General features: G+C 68.9%; 14 protein-coding genes and 4 pseudogenes. 12 read left to right on the top strand and 6 right to left on the bottom strand.

What is annotated here, in order from left to right; translation table 11 throughout:
• The first annotated feature begins 77 nt into the window (after window positions 1–77).
• Genes ssuD through AAW51_RS22810 form a run of 5 tightly spaced genes read left to right on the top strand, consistent with a single transcriptional unit; the run spans window position 78 to window position 4,772 of the window.
• Window positions 78–1,286 carry an FMNH2-dependent alkanesulfonate monooxygenase gene (gene ssuD, locus AAW51_RS22830; protein WP_047196443.1) on the top strand — a complete coding sequence of 403 codons (1,209 nt, stop codon included), beginning with the start codon at window positions 78–80 and terminating at the stop codon, window positions 1,284–1,286.
• A 21-nt stretch (window positions 1,287–1,307) separates the two neighbouring features.
• Window positions 1,308–1,721, top strand: a complete 414-nt coding sequence (locus AAW51_RS22825) for a VOC family protein (RefSeq protein WP_047196442.1) — start codon at window positions 1,308–1,310, stop codon at window positions 1,719–1,721.
• The gene (gene ssuC / locus AAW51_RS22820) at window positions 1,693–2,523 is read left to right on the top strand and encodes an aliphatic sulfonate ABC transporter permease SsuC (protein WP_083438521.1); all 831 of its coding nucleotides are present in this window, start codon (window positions 1,693–1,695) and stop codon (window positions 2,521–2,523) included. The genes AAW51_RS22825 and ssuC overlap by 29 nt, the downstream gene beginning before the upstream one ends.
• Before the next feature lie 21 nt (window positions 2,524–2,544).
• The gene (locus AAW51_RS22815; protein WP_083438520.1) at window positions 2,545–3,447 is read left to right on the top strand and encodes an ATP-binding cassette domain-containing protein; all 903 of its coding nucleotides are present in this window, start codon (window positions 2,545–2,547) and stop codon (window positions 3,445–3,447) included.
• Window positions 3,448–3,485: 38 nt separating this feature from the next.
• Complete coding sequence (locus AAW51_RS22810; RefSeq protein ID WP_047196441.1) at window positions 3,486–4,772, top strand: O-acetylhomoserine aminocarboxypropyltransferase/cysteine synthase family protein; 1,287 nt, start codon at window positions 3,486–3,488, stop codon at window positions 4,770–4,772.
• A 34-nt stretch (window positions 4,773–4,806) separates the two neighbouring features.
• On the opposite strand, the gene AAW51_RS22805 is transcribed toward AAW51_RS22810, so the two are convergent.
• On the bottom strand, window positions 4,807–5,808 hold the full coding sequence (locus tag AAW51_RS22805; protein WP_053013865.1) for an aldo/keto reductase: 1,002 nt from the start codon (window positions 5,806–5,808) through the stop codon (window positions 4,807–4,809).
• A 143-nt stretch (window positions 5,809–5,951) separates the two neighbouring features.
• On the opposite strand from AAW51_RS22805, the gene AAW51_RS22800 reads away from it, so the two are divergent.
• A complete protein-coding gene (locus tag AAW51_RS22800; protein ID WP_047198206.1) occupies window positions 5,952–6,959 on the top strand; it encodes an AraC family transcriptional regulator in 1,008 nt (335 codons plus the stop codon).
• Here the strand turns inward: AAW51_RS22800 and AAW51_RS22795 are convergent.
• Together AAW51_RS22795 and AAW51_RS22790 are read right to left on the bottom strand one after the other, a co-directional pair.
• Window positions 6,954–7,481, bottom strand: coding sequence for a LysR substrate-binding domain-containing protein (locus tag AAW51_RS22795; protein WP_053013864.1), 528 nt, complete (start codon window positions 7,479–7,481; stop codon window positions 6,954–6,956). The genes AAW51_RS22800 and AAW51_RS22795 overlap by 6 nt on opposite strands.
• Before the next feature lie 337 nt (window positions 7,482–7,818).
• A pseudogene (locus tag AAW51_RS22790) lies at window positions 7,819–8,175 on the bottom strand (LysR family transcriptional regulator); the annotation flags it as partial.
• Between the two features lie 127 nt (window positions 8,176–8,302).
• Between AAW51_RS22790 and wrbA the strand changes: the two are divergent.
• Together wrbA and AAW51_RS22780 are read left to right on the top strand one after the other, a co-directional pair.
• Window positions 8,303–8,901 (top strand): annotated as a pseudogene (wrbA, locus tag AAW51_RS22785) (NAD(P)H:quinone oxidoreductase); the annotation flags it as partial.
• Between the two features lie 89 nt (window positions 8,902–8,990).
• Window positions 8,991–9,686: pseudogene (locus tag AAW51_RS22780) on the top strand (MFS transporter); the annotation flags it as partial.
• Between the two features lie 134 nt (window positions 9,687–9,820).
• On the opposite strand, the pseudogene AAW51_RS31005 reads toward AAW51_RS22780, so the two are convergent.
• Window positions 9,821–9,955: pseudogene (locus AAW51_RS31005) on the bottom strand (MetQ/NlpA family ABC transporter substrate-binding protein); the annotation flags it as partial.
• Between the two features lie 197 nt (window positions 9,956–10,152).
• On the opposite strand from AAW51_RS31005, the gene AAW51_RS22775 reads away from it, so the two are divergent.
• The 4 genes from AAW51_RS22775 (at window position 10,153) to AAW51_RS22760 (ending at window position 12,260) form a co-directional block, all read left to right on the top strand.
• The gene (locus AAW51_RS22775) at window positions 10,153–10,770 is read left to right on the top strand and encodes a TetR/AcrR family transcriptional regulator (protein ID WP_047196439.1); all 618 of its coding nucleotides are present in this window, start codon (window positions 10,153–10,155) and stop codon (window positions 10,768–10,770) included.
• A gap of 1 nt (window position 10,771) precedes the next feature.
• On the top strand, window positions 10,772–11,089 hold the full coding sequence (locus AAW51_RS22770; protein ID WP_047196438.1) for a YciI family protein: 318 nt from the start codon (window positions 10,772–10,774) through the stop codon (window positions 11,087–11,089).
• Window positions 11,086–11,694: a DNA-3-methyladenine glycosylase I gene (locus tag AAW51_RS22765; RefSeq protein ID WP_047196437.1), complete on the top strand. Its 609-nt coding sequence runs from the start codon at window positions 11,086–11,088 to the stop codon at window positions 11,692–11,694. Before AAW51_RS22770 ends, AAW51_RS22765 begins: the two co-directional genes overlap by 4 nt.
• Before the next feature lie 194 nt (window positions 11,695–11,888).
• Complete coding sequence (locus AAW51_RS22760) at window positions 11,889–12,260, top strand: thioredoxin domain-containing protein (RefSeq protein ID WP_047196436.1); 372 nt, start codon at window positions 11,889–11,891, stop codon at window positions 12,258–12,260.
• A 179-nt stretch (window positions 12,261–12,439) separates the two neighbouring features.
• Here AAW51_RS22760 and AAW51_RS22755 read toward each other — a convergent pair whose 3' ends face one another.
• Both AAW51_RS22755 and AAW51_RS22750 read right to left on the bottom strand, forming a co-directional pair.
• A complete protein-coding gene (locus tag AAW51_RS22755; RefSeq protein ID WP_083438517.1) occupies window positions 12,440–12,751 on the bottom strand; it encodes a DUF971 domain-containing protein in 312 nt (103 codons plus the stop codon).
• Window positions 12,748–13,716 (bottom strand): HEAT repeat domain-containing protein, encoded by a 969-nt coding sequence (locus AAW51_RS22750; protein WP_047196435.1) that lies wholly within the window; start codon window positions 13,714–13,716, stop codon window positions 12,748–12,750. The genes AAW51_RS22755 and AAW51_RS22750 overlap by 4 nt, the downstream gene beginning before the upstream one ends.
• Window positions 13,717–13,724: the final 8 nt, after the last annotated feature.

Here is a 13,724-nt window from a genome sequence, read left to right as displayed (position 1 = left end):
ACGCGAGCTCCACGGACCCCTGACACACCCCGCCCGACCCGCCGCGCCTCTACGAAAAAACATCACAGGACAACGTCATGAAAGTGCTCTGGTTCATCCCCACCCACGGCGATTCGCGCTATCTCGGCACCACCAAGGGCGCGCGTGCCGCGACCTTCGACTACTTCAAGCAAGTCGCCATCGCCGCCGACAGCCTCGGCTACGAAGGTGTGCTGCTGCCCACCGGCCGCTCGTGCGAAGACTCTTGGATCCTGGCCTCCAGCCTGATCGACGCGACCCGCCGGCTGAAATTCCTGGTCGCGCTGCGCCCCGGGCTGATGCAGCCGTCGCAAACCGCTCGCATGTCGGCCACGCTCGATCGCCTGTCGGGCGGCCGGCTGCTGGTCAATCTGGTGACCGGTGGCGACTCCGAAGAACTCGAAGGTGACGGCCTGTTCCTCAGCCATGCCGAACGTTATGAACTGTCGCGCGAATTCCTGACCATCTGGCGCGAGATCCTGGCGCGCAGCCACGAGGGTGGCAGCTACGACTTCGAAGGCGATCACCTGCGCGTCAAGGGCGCCAAGACGCTGTACCCGCCGATCCACAAGCCGTATCCGCAGCTGTTCTTCGGCGGCTCGTCGGACGAAGCCCACGAACTGGCCGCGCAGCAGCTCGACACCTATCTGACCTGGGGCGAGCCGCCGGCCGCCGTCGCCGAGAAAGTGGCCGACATCCGCCGCCGCGCCGCCCAGTACGGCCGCACGCTCAGCTTCGGCATCCGCTTGCACGTGATCGTGCGCGAGACCGAAGAAGCCGCCTGGCAGGCCGCGGCCGAACTCGTCTCGCACCTCGACGACAAGACCGTCGAGGCGGCGCAGAAGAAGTTCTCGCAGATGGACTCGGTGGGCCAGCGCCGCATGGCCGAGCTGCACCGCGGCAAGTTCAACCGCCAGAACATCCGCGAAGGGCTGGAGATCTCCCCCAACCTGTGGGCCGGCGTCGGGCTGGTGCGCGGCGGCGCGGGGACGGCGCTGGTGGGCAACCCCGAGCAGGTGGCGGCGCGCTTGAAAGAGTACGCCGACCTCGGGCTCGAGTACTTCATCCTGTCCGGCTACCCGCACCTGGAAGAAGCGCACCGTTTCGCCGAGCTGGTGTTCCCGCTGCTGCCCTTGCAGCGTGACGGCCAGGCCCCGGCGCACCAAGTGTTGACCGGGCCGTTCGGCGAGATCGTCGCCAACAGCTATGTGCCGCCTGCGCACGACGCCGCCGCACCGGCGCCGCTGCAGAAGGTCGGCGCGAGTTGATGACACTTTGAGGAGTACCGCATGGCCGAGATCCACAGCGTCGATCACATCCAACTGCCGATACCCTTCGGCGCTTCGCCTGCGGCGCGGGCGTTCTACCAGGGCCTGTTGGGCCTGGCCGAGGTGCGCCACCCCGAGCTGGACCGGCCGGGTGTGCTGCGTTTCTCGCTCGGCTGGCAGCGGCTGGACCTGAGCGAGGGCCGCTACACGGGCGTCGCACCGCAGGCGCATCTCGCACTGCGGGTGGTCGGCGTGGCACGCCTGGCCGACGCCTTGCAGGCGGCCGGCCACCGCGTCGACCGCTCGGCCCTCAGCGACGGCCGCGCCTTCGTCGAAGACCCCTTCGGCAACCGGCTGGAACTGCTGGAGCCGCCCGAGACGTCTTTTGAAGCCAAGACCCGACACCATGTCCAAGACCTCCACCTTGCCGTCTGATTCGCCGCGCCTCGCGGCAGCCGACGCCGGGCGCCTGTGGCGCAATGCCTTGCCCTGGGCCGTGCCGGTGGCCATCCTCGCGTTGTGGGAGCTGTCCTCGCGCACCGGCTGGCTGTCCAACCGGGTGCTGCCCGAGCCGTGGGCCGTGCTCACTGCGTTCTGGAACCTGGCCTCGTCGGGTGAGTTGTGGCAGCACGTGTGGGTGAGCACCGGCCGGGCGCTGGCGGGCCTGGCCATCGGCGGTGGCCTCGGCCTGCTGCTCGGCCTGTTGACCGGCACCTTCCGCATCGCCGAGACCCTGCTCGACTCGACGCTGCAGATGGTGCGCAACATCCCGGCGCTGGCGCTGATCCCGCTCGTCATCCTGTGGTTCGGCATCGACGAATGGGCCAAGCTGTTCCTGGTGGCGGTCGGCGTGTTCTTCCCGATCTACCTCAACACCTTCCACGGCATCCGTTCCGTCGACCGCGGCCTGATCGAGATGGCGCGCAGCTACGGCCTGAGCGGCTGGGCCTTGTACCGCCAGGTGATCCTGCCCGGCGCGCTGCCGTCCATCCTGGTCGGCCTGCGCTTCTCGCTGGGGCTGATGTGGGTGCTGCTGATCGTCGCCGAAACCATCTCGGCGCAATCGGGCATCGGCTACATGACGATGAACGCGCGCGAGTTCTTGCAGACCGATGTCGTGGTGGTCGGCATCCTGCTCTATGCGCTGCTCGGCAAGCTGGCCGACGTGCTGGCCCGCGGGCTGGAACGCTGGTGGCTGCGCTGGCACCCTGGCTACCAGGCGGCAGGGCGAGCCTGACCAGGCGCCCAAGGAAGCGCCATGCATGTGACCTCATCAGAACTGGAGTTGCCCGTGTTCATCGACCGCACCGCGCGCGAAACCGCCGCGCCCCCCGCCGCCCGCGTGAAGCGCGACACCTTGCCCGGCACCGCCGTCTCGGTGCGCCGGCTCGGCAAGTCTTATGGCGGCCGGCCTGTGCTCGACGGTGTGCAGCTGGACATCGCCCCGGGCGAGTTCGTCGCCATCGTCGGCCGCAGCGGTTGCGGCAAGAGCACGCTGCTGCGGCTGCTGGCCGGCCTGGAAGGGGCCGACACCGGTGCCGTCTCGCTCGACGGCCAGGCGCTGGCGCCGGGCAACCGCCACGACGGCACCCGCATCATGTTCCAGGATGCCCGCTTGTTGCCGTGGAAACGTGTGCTCGACAACATCGCCCTCGGCCTGCCCGGGCGCGAAGGTCGCGAGCGTGCCCGCGAGGCCTTGGCCCAGGTCGGGTTGGCCGACCGCGCCGACGAGTGGCCGGCGGTGTTGTCCGGCGGGCAGCGCCAGCGGGTCGCGTTGGCGCGTGCGCTGGTGCACCGCCCGCACCTGCTGCTGCTCGACGAGCCGCTGGGTGCGCTCGACGCGCTCACGCGCATCGAGATGCAGCAACTGATCGAGCGGTTGTGGCGTGAGCATGGCTTCACTGCGGTGCTGGTGACGCACGACGTGGCCGAGGCGGTGGCCTTGGCCGACCGCGTGTTGCTGGTCGAATCGCACCAGATCGCACTCGACGAGCGCATCGCGTTGCCGCGCCCTCGCTCGCGTGGCACGGCGGCCTTCGCGGCCACCGAGGAGCGTATCCTGCAGCGGGTCTTGCAGCAGCCGGCACCGCCCGAGCGTCCCGACGCCCAGTGGCTGCCGGCGCACGAGCGCCCCGCCTCCGGCTTGCGGTTTGCAGTCTGAGCCTCAGGCCGTCCGAACCGTTGACTAGGAGAGCCTCGATGAGCGACCCGAACTGGAAGTTTGAAACGTTGTCGGTGCATGCCGGCTACGAGCCCGACCCGACCACCAAGGCGGTGACCCCGCCGATCTACCAGACCGTGGCCTATGCCTTCGACAGCGCGCAGCATGGCGCCGACCTGTTCGACCTGAAGGTCCAGGGCAACATCTACACCCGCATCATGAACCCGACGCAGTCGGTACTGGAGCAGCGGGTAGCCGCGCTCGAAGGCGGCATCGGCGCGCTGGCGCTCGCCTCGGGCCAGGCCGCGGTGACCTATGCGCTGCTGACCATTGCCGAGGCCGGCGACAACATCGTCGCCTCCAGCGCGCTCTATGGCGGCACCTACAACCTGCTGGCGCACACGCTGCCGCAGTGGGGCATCCAGAGCCGCTTTGCCGACTACCGCGACCCGGCCAGCTTCGAGCCGCTGATCGACGCGCGCACCAAGGCCGTGTTCGTCGAATCGCTTGGCAACCCGCAGGGCAACGTCACCGACATTGCGGCGATCGCCGAGGTGGCACATCGCCATGGCGTGCCGCTGATCGTCGACAACACGGTGCCGACGCCGTACCTGAGCCGCCCGATCGAGCACGGCGCCGACATCGTCGTGCACTCGCTGACCAAATACCTCGGGGGCCACGGCAGCAGCCTGGGCGGCGCCATCGTCGACTCGGGCAAGTTCCCGTGGGCCGAGCACAAGGAACGCTTCAAGCGATTGAACGAGCCCGACGTCAGCTACCACGGCGTGGTCTACACCGAAGCGCTGGGGCCGGCCGCCTACATCGGCCGCGCCCGCGTCGTGCCGCTGCGCAACACCGGCGCCGCGATCTCGCCGTTCAACAGCTTCTTGATCCTGCAGGGCATCGAGACCTTGTCGCTGCGCATGGACCGCATTTGCGACAACACGCTCAAGGTGGCCCAGCACCTGCGCCAGAGCGGCAAGGTCGAGTGGGTCAACTACGCCGGTCTCGAAGACCACCCCGACCATGCGCTGGTGCGCAAGTATTTGTCGGGCAAGGCCTCGGGCCTGCTGACCTTCGGCATCCGGGGCGGCCGCGAGGCCGGTGCCGGCTTCCTCGACAAGCTGCAGCTGTTCACGCGGCTGGTCAACATCGGTGACGTGCGCTCGCTGGCCACCCACCCTGCCTCGACCACGCACCGCCAGCTGTCGCCGGAAGAGCTGCGCAAGGCGGGCGTGTCGGAAGACACAGTGCGCTTGTCGATCGGGATCGAGCACATCGACGACCTGCTGGCCGACCTCGACCAGGCATTGGCGGGCGCCTAGGCAACGGCCGCAGTTCGCTCGACGACGCTGCCGGTCACGCGTTCAAGACCGCCATGTTCGCCGCCGGGTAGCGGTCGCCCGCGACACGGCGGCGGGTGAGCACTTCGTCCAGCTGCCGCACGTCCTCGTCGGTCAGCGTGAGCGAGACCGCGGCGGCGTTCTCTTCCAGCCGCTCGAGGCTGCGCGTGCCCGGAATCGGCACGACATCCGGGCCGCGCGACAACACCCACGCCAGCGCCAGCTGTGCCGGCGTGCAGCCGCGCGAGGTGGCGAGGTCCTTCACCGCGTCGACCAGCGCCAGGTTGGTCGCCAGGTTCTCGGCCTGGAAACGCGGGTTCTGCCGCCGCCAGTCGTCGGGTGCCAGCTGGTCGACCGAGCGGATGGCGCCGGTCAGGAAGCCGCGGCCCAGCGGGCTGTAGGCGACGAAGCCGATGCCGAGTTCGCGGCAGGCCGGCAGCACGTCGTGCTCGACGTCGCGCGTCCACAACGAGTACTCGGTTTGCAAGGCCGCGATCGGGTGCACACGCGCCGCCCGGCGCAAGGTCTCGGCCGACGCTTCCGACAGCCCCAGGTAGCGCACCTTGCCGGCCTGCACCAACTCGGCCATCGCGCCGACGGTTTCCTCGATCGGCACCTGGCGGTCCACCCGGTGCTGGTAGTAGAGGTCGATGTGGTCCACGCCCAGGCGCTGCAAGCTGGCGTCGCAAGCCTGGCGCACATACTCGGGGCGGCCGTCGATGCCGAGCATCGCCCCGTCGGGGGCGCGCACGTTGCCGAACTTGGTTGCGATGACGATCTCGTCACGGCGCGACGACAGCACGCGCGACAGCAGGCGTTCGTTGGCCCCGACGCCGTACATGTCGGCGGTGTCGAGGAAGTTCACGCCCAGGTCGACCGCACGGTTCAGCACGGCGAGCGAGGCCATTTCGTCGGCCGGGCCATAGAAGTCCGACATGCCCATGCAGCCCAGGCCGATGGCGGAAACCGCGAGGCCCTGACCGAGTTGGCGGCGGGGGATGGGGTGAGAGGGTGTCATGGGCGGCTCCATTCAACAGGTGGATCGGTAGGGGAGAGCGTAAGGGCGCGCCGGCCGCCCGCGTTAGCACGATGCTCGGCAATGCTTGCACGATCCTCCGGCGTGCGCACCCCGGCGTCGCCGGGCGGGTCACAATCCGCCGCATGCCCGATGCCCTGCTGCCAGCCGCGACGCCACCTTCGTCTACGACCGCACCCCCAGCGCAACGCCTGCACGACCTGGTGCAGTTGGTGCAGGCCTACGCGCCGACCGACGGCTTGCACCAAACGCCGATCGCGCCGCTGCAACTCGTGCGCGCCAGCGCCCCCGGTCAGCCGTTGCCGGCGGTGTACGAGCCCGGGCTGGCGCTGGTGGTCCAGGGCCGCAAGCATGCGCGGCTCGGGAAGGACCTGGTCGTCTACGACCCGCTGCACTACTTGCTGATCTCCGTGACCATGCTGCCCGTCGGCCAGGTGGTGCAGGCCACACCGGAACGGCCCTACCTGTGCGTCGTGCTGCAGATCGATGCGCGCGACATCGCGTCGCTGCTGTCCGAACATCCGTCGGTCCTTCCCGCTGCCGACCGGTTGCCCGAGCGGGGGCTGGCGGCCGCCCGTGTCGACAACGACCTGCTGGACGCCGTGGCGCGGCTGCTGAGGCTGTTGCACACGCCCCAACACAGCGCCGTGCTGGCGCCTCTGGCGCTGCGCGAGATCCACTACCGGTTGCTGATCGGCACACTGGGGCCCGGGTTCGCCGCGATGGCGGCGGGCAGGGGCCAGGCGCGCCGTATCACGGCGGCGGTTGAGTTCATCAAGCGTCGCTTCGACAAACCGCTGCGCATCGAGCAGCTGGCCGCCGAGGTGCACATGAGCCCGTCGACGCTGCACCACCACTTCAAGCAGGTCACCTCGATGACGCCGCTGCAGTTCCAGAAGCACCTGCGGCTGCACCGGGCACGTCAGCTGATGCTGGGCGAGGGGCTGGACGCGGCCGGCGCCGGCCACTGCGTGGGCTACGAGAGCCCGTCGCAGTTCAACCGGGAGTACCGGCGGGTGTTTGGCGCACCGCCCAGAACCGAGGTGAGCGCGGTGCGCGGCTCGCTGGGTAACGCCCGTGCTGACGCACTCCGGTGCGAGCCCACTTCAGAGTGGCCGGGCGAGGGCTCATGACGCTCGCCGCGACAAGGCGGGGCGGGATGCCGAGGTGTCGGCCCGCCCGTCTGTGTCGAACTCCCGGGCCCTGCGATGCAGCGCGTCGCGCAACGCGGTGCCGGCCGGCCCCAGCACCTGGTCCATGCGGCGCGCCAGGTAGGTGGCGGTGAGCGCGGCGCCGCGCCGGCCGAAGACCTTGAGCGGCAGGGACACCAGCTGGCCTTCGGCCAGTTCCCGCTCGATGCTCCAGCGCGGCAGCCGGCCCCAGCCGGCGCCGGCGAGGATCAAGGCGCGTTTGGCCTCCTGCGCCTGCACGCGCAGCGTCTGCGGCGACAGCACGCCGAAGTCCCTGCCTTCAGACAAATCGGTGGGATCTTCCAACACGATTTGCAGGTGCTGCACCAGCTCCGCCGCGCCGAGGGCCGTGCCCCGGCCAGCGGCTTGCGCGAGCGGATGCCCGGCCGCGACGACCGCGACGATCGCCACCGGCAACAGCAGTTCGAACTCGATGCGCGGATCGAGAAAGTCCTCGCCGGCCATGATCGCCAGGTCGCAGCGCTGATCGCGCAGGGCCTGCAGCGGCCCGCCTAGTGTCCTGTCTCAGAAATACGTGGCATTTCGATTCGGTCAGATGGTGATGATCGCGGGTGCGCCGGTCGGGGTCGATACCGGGTGGTATCGACCCCGACCGGCAAGCCTGCGAGGGCGCCATCTGGCCGAACCCCTGCGGGGCGGGCCGAAACGGGGCGATCGCCGCGTTGCGAAGCCGGGCAGATACCACCCGGTATCTGCCCGGCTTCGCGCCTTGCGCTCATCCCCGTTTCGGCCCGTCGAAATGCCACGTATTTCTGAGACAGGACACTAGCGGCTCGACGGCCAAACGCAGGCGCACCGAGGGCAGGGTGTCGCGCACGTCCTTCAGGGCCGCGGCCACCAGCGGCAGCGGAAACAGCGTGTCGACCACGATGGCGAGTTCGAGCTCCAGGCCTTGCGCCACCCCGCGGGCGCGTGCCCGCATCAGGTCGACCTTGAGCAGGATGGCGCAGGCGTCTTCCAGCAAGGCGCGGCCGGCCGGCGTCAGCACGGGCCGGTGGCCTCCGCGGTCGAACAGGGCAACCCCGAGCTGTGCTTCGAGGTTGGCGATCGCATGGCTGACGGCGGACTGAGCGCGTCGCAGCCGCGCGGCGCCCGAGCGGAAGCTGCCGGCCTCCGCGACCGCCGTGAACATGCGCATCTGGTCGAGTGTGACGCCCTCCAACATGATCGATTTGCTTGATCAGTCTGGCCGAAATTTTATGACTTCTGTCGATCGACAGGACTTCCCATACTGCTGCCCATCGCAATTCCTTGGAGTGTCAGGCATGGCGAAGATCCTCGTCCTCTACTACTCGTCCTATGGGCACATCGAACAAATGGCCGCAGCCGTGGCGCAGGGCGCACGCGAGGGCGGCGCCGAATCGGTGGCCCTCAAACGTGTGCCCGAACTGGTTCCGCCCGAGGTCGCACAACAGGCCGGCTACAAGCCGGCAGGCAGCGTGCCGATCGCGACGGTGCGGGAGCTGGCCGACTACGACGGCATCGTCCTCGGCACGCCCACGCGCTTCGGCACGATGGCGGCGCAGCTGAAGAACTTCCTCGACCAGGCCGGCGGGCTGTGGGCGAACGATGCCCTGGTGGGCAAGGTCGGCAGCGTGTTCACGTCACCGGCAGCCAGCACGGCGGGCAGGAGGCGACGCTGCTCTCGACGCACATCGTGCTGCTGCACCTGGGCATGGTGGTCACCGGCCTGCCCTACACCTTCAAGGGCCAGCTCCGCATGGACGAGATCACCGGCGGCTCGCCCTATGGTGCGACCACCATCGCCGACGACGGTCACGGCGGCGACCGTCAGCCCACGCAGAACGAACTCGACGGCGCGCGCTTCCAGGGGCGCCATGTGGCGCGTCTCGCTGAAGCGCTGCGTCGCGCCCGCGTGGCCGACGCGGCATCGGGCGCACCTTCGCCGGGCGCAGGCGGTCGCACTGCCGAGCACAGCCCGGAGGCTATGTCATGAGCACCGCGCGGCCGCCCGAGGGCTCTCAACGCTGTACGCAGCGTTGGCGTGACCGATCGAGCCACAGCCACCGCCCGTCCGCGCGCACCGGTTGGCCCGCGGTGCTGACCGTCGTCGCGGCCGGGACCGTCACCGCCGTCCATCTCGGCAAGGTGGCCATGGTCGTGCCGCAGCTGCAGCAGGAGTTGGGACTGAGCCTGACGGAGGTCGGCGCCCTTGGCGCGATGTTCGCCTTGCTGGGCGCCCTCGCCAGCGTGCCGGCGGGGACGCTGGTTGCCGCTGCCGGTGACCGCCGCATGCTGGTGCTCGGATTGGCGGTGATGGCGCTCGGTGGCAGCCTCGGCGCTCAAGCTGTCGGCCTCGGCCTGCTGCTGGTGTCGCGCGTCGTCGAGGGCCTGGGTTTTCTATTGGTCACCGTCGCAGGGCCCATGGTGCTGCGACGTGTCGTGTCGCCCGCGCAGCTCAACCGCGCCTTCGCCCTGTGGAGCTGCTTCATGCCCGCCGGCTTGGCCGCAGTGATGCTCGTCTCACCTTGGTTCGACCACTGGCGCGTGCTCTGGTGGGCGGTGGTTGCCGTGACGGGCCTGGTCCTGGCCGCCATAGGGTGGTGGGTGCCTGCGCCGCGGCGAGCGGCGGGGGCGCTGCTTTCGGGGGCACCGAAGCCTGCGTCCAGCGGGGCCGGCCCTGATCTGCCTCGTATCGCGTTTGCGCTGGCCGCGAGCTTCCTCTGCTACAGCCTGATGTTCTTTGCACTGGGCAGGTCCGGTAACGCGGCGTGCCCGGCCCCAAGGCGCCTCTTCAACCAGCATGCCGCGCTCAGCGGCTCTCAAAACGCCGGCACCATCGACCCCGCGAACGTGCTCTCGACCAGCTTGCGCACCTCGGCCGACTGATACGCCTTGAGCAGCTTCGCCACCCACGGCTTGTCCTTGTCGACGGTGCGCACCGCGATCAGGTTGGCTCTGAAGATCCTCGGAAAAGGACAGGGGAGGGCAGCAACTTTGGAGGGCGCCCTGGCATGCGACTGGGATGGCGAAGCTGTGGGCCGGTCGAGGGCGCCAGTCTGCTTGACGCTGTAGGTCGAGCGTCCTAATATCTTGCCCATCTAGGGCGTTCGTCCTAATCCTGCACCCAACGACCCTGCAACAGCGAAAGCTCGTGACGTCCCAAGCTCCAACCAAGGCAGAACCGAACACACGGACCCGGGAACGCATCGTCGGCGTCGCGGACCGGTTGTTCTACGAACGTGGCTATGAGCACACCTCGTTTGCGGACATCGCCGCCGAGGTCGGGCTGTCACGCGGAAACTTCTACTACCACTTCAAGACCAAGGACGAGATCCTCGATGCCGTCATCGAGCGGCGCAGGGGGAACACGAACGCGATGCTCGACACCTGGGCGGTCGAAGCCGACACGCCGGTGGAGCGCATCCGCCGCTTCATTCAGATGATGGTGATGAACGGCGCCAGGATACGGAAACACGGCTGTCCGGTGGGCAGCTTGTGCACCGAACTGGCCAAGCTCGAGCACCCGGCCTTGCCCCGGGCGAGTGTGTTGTTTACCTTGTTCCGCGAGTGGCTCGGCAGCCAGTTTGCGCTGCTCGGCGCCGGCCACGAGGCCGACAAGCTGGCGATGCACCTGCTGGCAAGAAGCCAGGGTATTGCCACCCTGGCAAACGCCTTCGACGACGAGCGGTTCATCCATCAGGAGGTCGAGCAACTGCTGAAGTGGCTGCACACGGTCTCGGTTTCTTCTCGTTCGGCAAAAGGAAAATGACATGTTCGTGGTGCTGCTCAGGTTCTCGGCCAACCGGTCCCAGGCGGGCGCATGGATGGCGGCGCACAAGGCGTGGCTGCAGCGCGGATTCGACGAGGGCGTGTTCCTGGCCTCCGGCAGCCTGCAAGGGCAGGGGGGCGGCGCCATACTCGCGTGGGGCCTGGACTCGGCGGCACTGCAACGGCGCCTTGCCGAGGATCCATTTGTCGTTCATGACATCGTGAGCGCGGAGGTCGTCGACGTCGCGCTGTCGAAGGCCGATCCTCGTCTGGCGTTCCTGATGGAGACTCGGGCATGCAGCACGGAAGTCTCTGAATGAGCGCGGGCTTCACCGGACCGGATGGATTGCAACGCTGCCGGTGGTGCGGTGCGGCTCCGGAGTTTCTTGCCTATCACGATCATGAATGGGGCTTCCCCGTCGCGGACGATGTGCGGCTGTTCGAGAAGATCTGCCTGGAAGGGTTTCAATCCGGCCTGAGCTGGCGGACCATCCTGAACAAGCGCGATCGCTTCCGCGCTGCCTTTTTGCAGTTCGACTTTCGCAAGCTGGCCGGCTTCGGCGCGGCTGACGTCGAGCGGCTGCTCCAGGACGAGGGCATCGTGCGACATCGAGGCAAGATCGAGGCCGTGATACACAACGCCGCGCGTGCGGAGGCCTTGGTGGAAGAGGCGGGCTCGCTGGCGGCCTTTTTCTGGCGCCACGAGCCGGATCGTCTCTCGCTGCCGGCGCCTCAGACGGCCCCCACGTCGCCCGCGTCGATCCTGTTGTCGAAAGAGCTGAAACGACGCGGGTGGAAGTTCGTGGGGCCGACCACGGTGTACGCATTCATGCAGGCCATGGGGCTCATCAATGATCATGCCGACGGCTGCTCGGTCAGGCCGCGTGTCGAAGACGCGCGGGCGGCTTTTCGGCGTCCAACGTGAGCCAGTGCAAGGCGGATCAAGGGCCGCAGGCATGCGCGTTCGGTGTTTGCCGAGACGACGACCGAGAGACGGACGGGCACTAAGATCTCGGTAGATGCGAGAGTGCACCGAGGCCAACCCGGGGTAGACGTCAGCGTGGCGCGCAATAGCCCACCCTCTCACTCGGACCTGGCGCCTGCGCTACGCTTTCCGACATGCTCATTCCCGCCTTCCGGCCTGACACCCTTGCGGTGTGTCTGTGCGCTGACTGGTGCCACCTGTGCAGGTCTTACCAAGCGATCTGGTCCCAACTGCGAGAGGAATGGCCGCAGGTGGCCTTCCGCTGGGTCGACATCGAGGACGAAGCCGAACTGCTCGGCGGCCTGGAGGTCGAGGACTTTCCCGTTGTCCTGATCGTCCATCTGGGCGAGCCCCGCTTTTTCGGCACGGTGATGCCGAACGCCGACACCTTGCGCCTGTTGTTGCGCAGCGTCGCGAGCAGGCAACCGCTGCGGCCCGATCCGGCCCTCGCGGCCTTGGTCGCTGCGCTGCTGGACGAGACGGCAGCGCATCTGCAGCGGCCCTGAGCGGCAGCGGGGACGGTCGATCTCCCCGATCTTCATCAGTTGGGCGCGCATCGCGTTGCGGCTGATGCCGAGCAGCTTGGCGGCGCTCACCTGGTTGCGCACGCAATGCCGAAACGCCGCCCGGATCACGACCTCTTCGGTCGCCCCAGCCGCAGCTGAGCACCGCTTGAACGCGTAGCTCAGCCCCCGTCGATCGCGCGCTCGGCCGCGTCCTTCTCCGCCAGTTCTCGGAGATAAGGCCAGGGGTAGATGCCCCGATCGTGGCCGTCGCTGAATAGCAGTTGCACGGCGTAGGCCCCGATGGGCTGGGCATCGACCAGCCGGACGTCCGATGGCACCGCCACGGCGCGGTCGTGCAAGGCCGCGGCCCGGCAGTCGCCGCAGCGGCAGTGCCGGCGCAAGGCCACGCTGCCCAGCGTGTGTTCGGCGTCATCGGCCCAGCGCAGCCGCAAACGCTCCGGGTCGAGTTGCAGGGAAAGCGGTGTTATCACGGGTGCCCGCCGGTCAACCGGGCCACCGCCAGGCGCACCGCCTTGCGCACTTCGGGGTCCGGGTCGCCGGCCGCAACCTGCAAGGCCGGCAGCGCCGCGGGGTCGCCGATCTCGCCCAAGGCGATGGCGGCCTCCTTGCGCAAGTTGCCGGCCGGGTGCACCAGGGCCGCACTCAACACGCCGAGGGCTGCGCGGTCTTGCAGCCGGCCCAGGGCGCGCGCGGCGCGCAGCTTGACCTGCCAGTAGTCGTCGTCCATCGCCGCCAGCAGGGCTGTCAGGGCCGCGGCGGGCTTCAGCTTGGCCAGCGTGGTGGCGGCCTCTTCACGCACGGTCCAGACCGGATCGCGCAGCGCCGCCAGCAGGGCGGGCAGTGCTGCGGCGGTGGCATCGGCATCGGCCAGGCCCAACGCGCCAGTGGCGGCACGCCGCACTTCAGGGTCGGCATCATCGGTGGCCAATCGGGCCAGCGCCGGCAGTGCGGGCGTGTGCTTCAGCCATCCCAACACCCCCACGGCTTCGCGCCGCACGCTCGCATCGGCATGTTGCAGCGAGGGCGCGGCCACGTCGGCGGCACTCGGCAGCCGCAGTTCCTTCAAGGCCCGCAACGCGGCCGCGCGCACGAAACCGTCTTCGTGCGCGGCCCACGGCAGCAGCCGTTCGCCCGCCTCGGGGCGCTTCAACTCGGTCAGGCTTTGCGCCGCGGCTTCGCGCACCTCGCGGTCGCTGTCGAGCAGCGCGCGCGCCAGCGCCTCGACGACGTCGCCGTCGTCCCAGGCGGCCAGCAGGCGGGCGGCCTCGCAACGCACTTCCGGCGCCGCGTCGCTGCCCAGCGCGGCGGTGAGGTCGGGCAGATGGGCCTCGTCTTCGAGGTCGGCCAGTTCCAGCAGGGCGATGCGTCGCACGCCGGCGTCGGGGTGGTGCAAGCGGGCCGGCAGGTCGGTCCCGTCAACGGTGGTGTCGGTCATGATGAGGA

Origin of the sequence: Caldimonas brevitalea (genome assembly GCF_001017435.1) — a bacterium.
GTDB lineage: Bacteria > Pseudomonadota > Gammaproteobacteria > Burkholderiales > Burkholderiaceae_C > Caldimonas > Caldimonas brevitalea.
This window is presented reverse-complemented; position numbering and strand designations above follow the sequence as displayed.

Bases quoted from the DNA above. Each gene is read 5' to 3' on its own strand.
- AAW51_RS22810 (WP_047196441.1), top strand. From the start codon at position 3,486: ATGAGCGACCCGAACTGGAAGTTTGAAACGTTGTCGGTGCATGCCGGC.
- ssuC (WP_083438521.1), top strand. From the start codon at position 1,693: ATGTCCAAGACCTCCACCTTGCCGTCTGATTCGCCGCGCCTCGCGGCA.
- AAW51_RS22760 (WP_047196436.1), top strand. From the start codon at position 11,889: ATGCTCATTCCCGCCTTCCGGCCTGACACCCTTGCGGTGTGTCTGTGC.
- AAW51_RS22825 (WP_047196442.1), top strand. From the start codon at position 1,308: ATGGCCGAGATCCACAGCGTCGATCACATCCAACTGCCGATACCCTTC.
- AAW51_RS22765 (WP_047196437.1), top strand. From the start codon at position 11,086: ATGAGCGCGGGCTTCACCGGACCGGATGGATTGCAACGCTGCCGGTGG.
- AAW51_RS22815 (WP_083438520.1), top strand. From the start codon at position 2,545: ATGCATGTGACCTCATCAGAACTGGAGTTGCCCGTGTTCATCGACCGC.
- AAW51_RS22795 (WP_053013864.1), bottom strand. From the start codon at position 7,481: ATGGCCGGCGAGGACTTTCTCGATCCGCGCATCGAGTTCGAACTGCTG.
- AAW51_RS22750 (WP_047196435.1), bottom strand. From the start codon at position 13,716: ATGACCGACACCACCGTTGACGGGACCGACCTGCCGGCCCGCTTGCAC.
- AAW51_RS22805 (WP_053013865.1), bottom strand. From the start codon at position 5,808: ATGACACCCTCTCACCCCATCCCCCGCCGCCAACTCGGTCAGGGCCTC.
- ssuD (WP_047196443.1), top strand. From the start codon at position 78: ATGAAAGTGCTCTGGTTCATCCCCACCCACGGCGATTCGCGCTATCTC.
- AAW51_RS22800 (WP_047198206.1), top strand. From the start codon at position 5,952: ATGCCCGATGCCCTGCTGCCAGCCGCGACGCCACCTTCGTCTACGACC.
- AAW51_RS22770 (WP_047196438.1), top strand. From the start codon at position 10,772: ATGTTCGTGGTGCTGCTCAGGTTCTCGGCCAACCGGTCCCAGGCGGGC.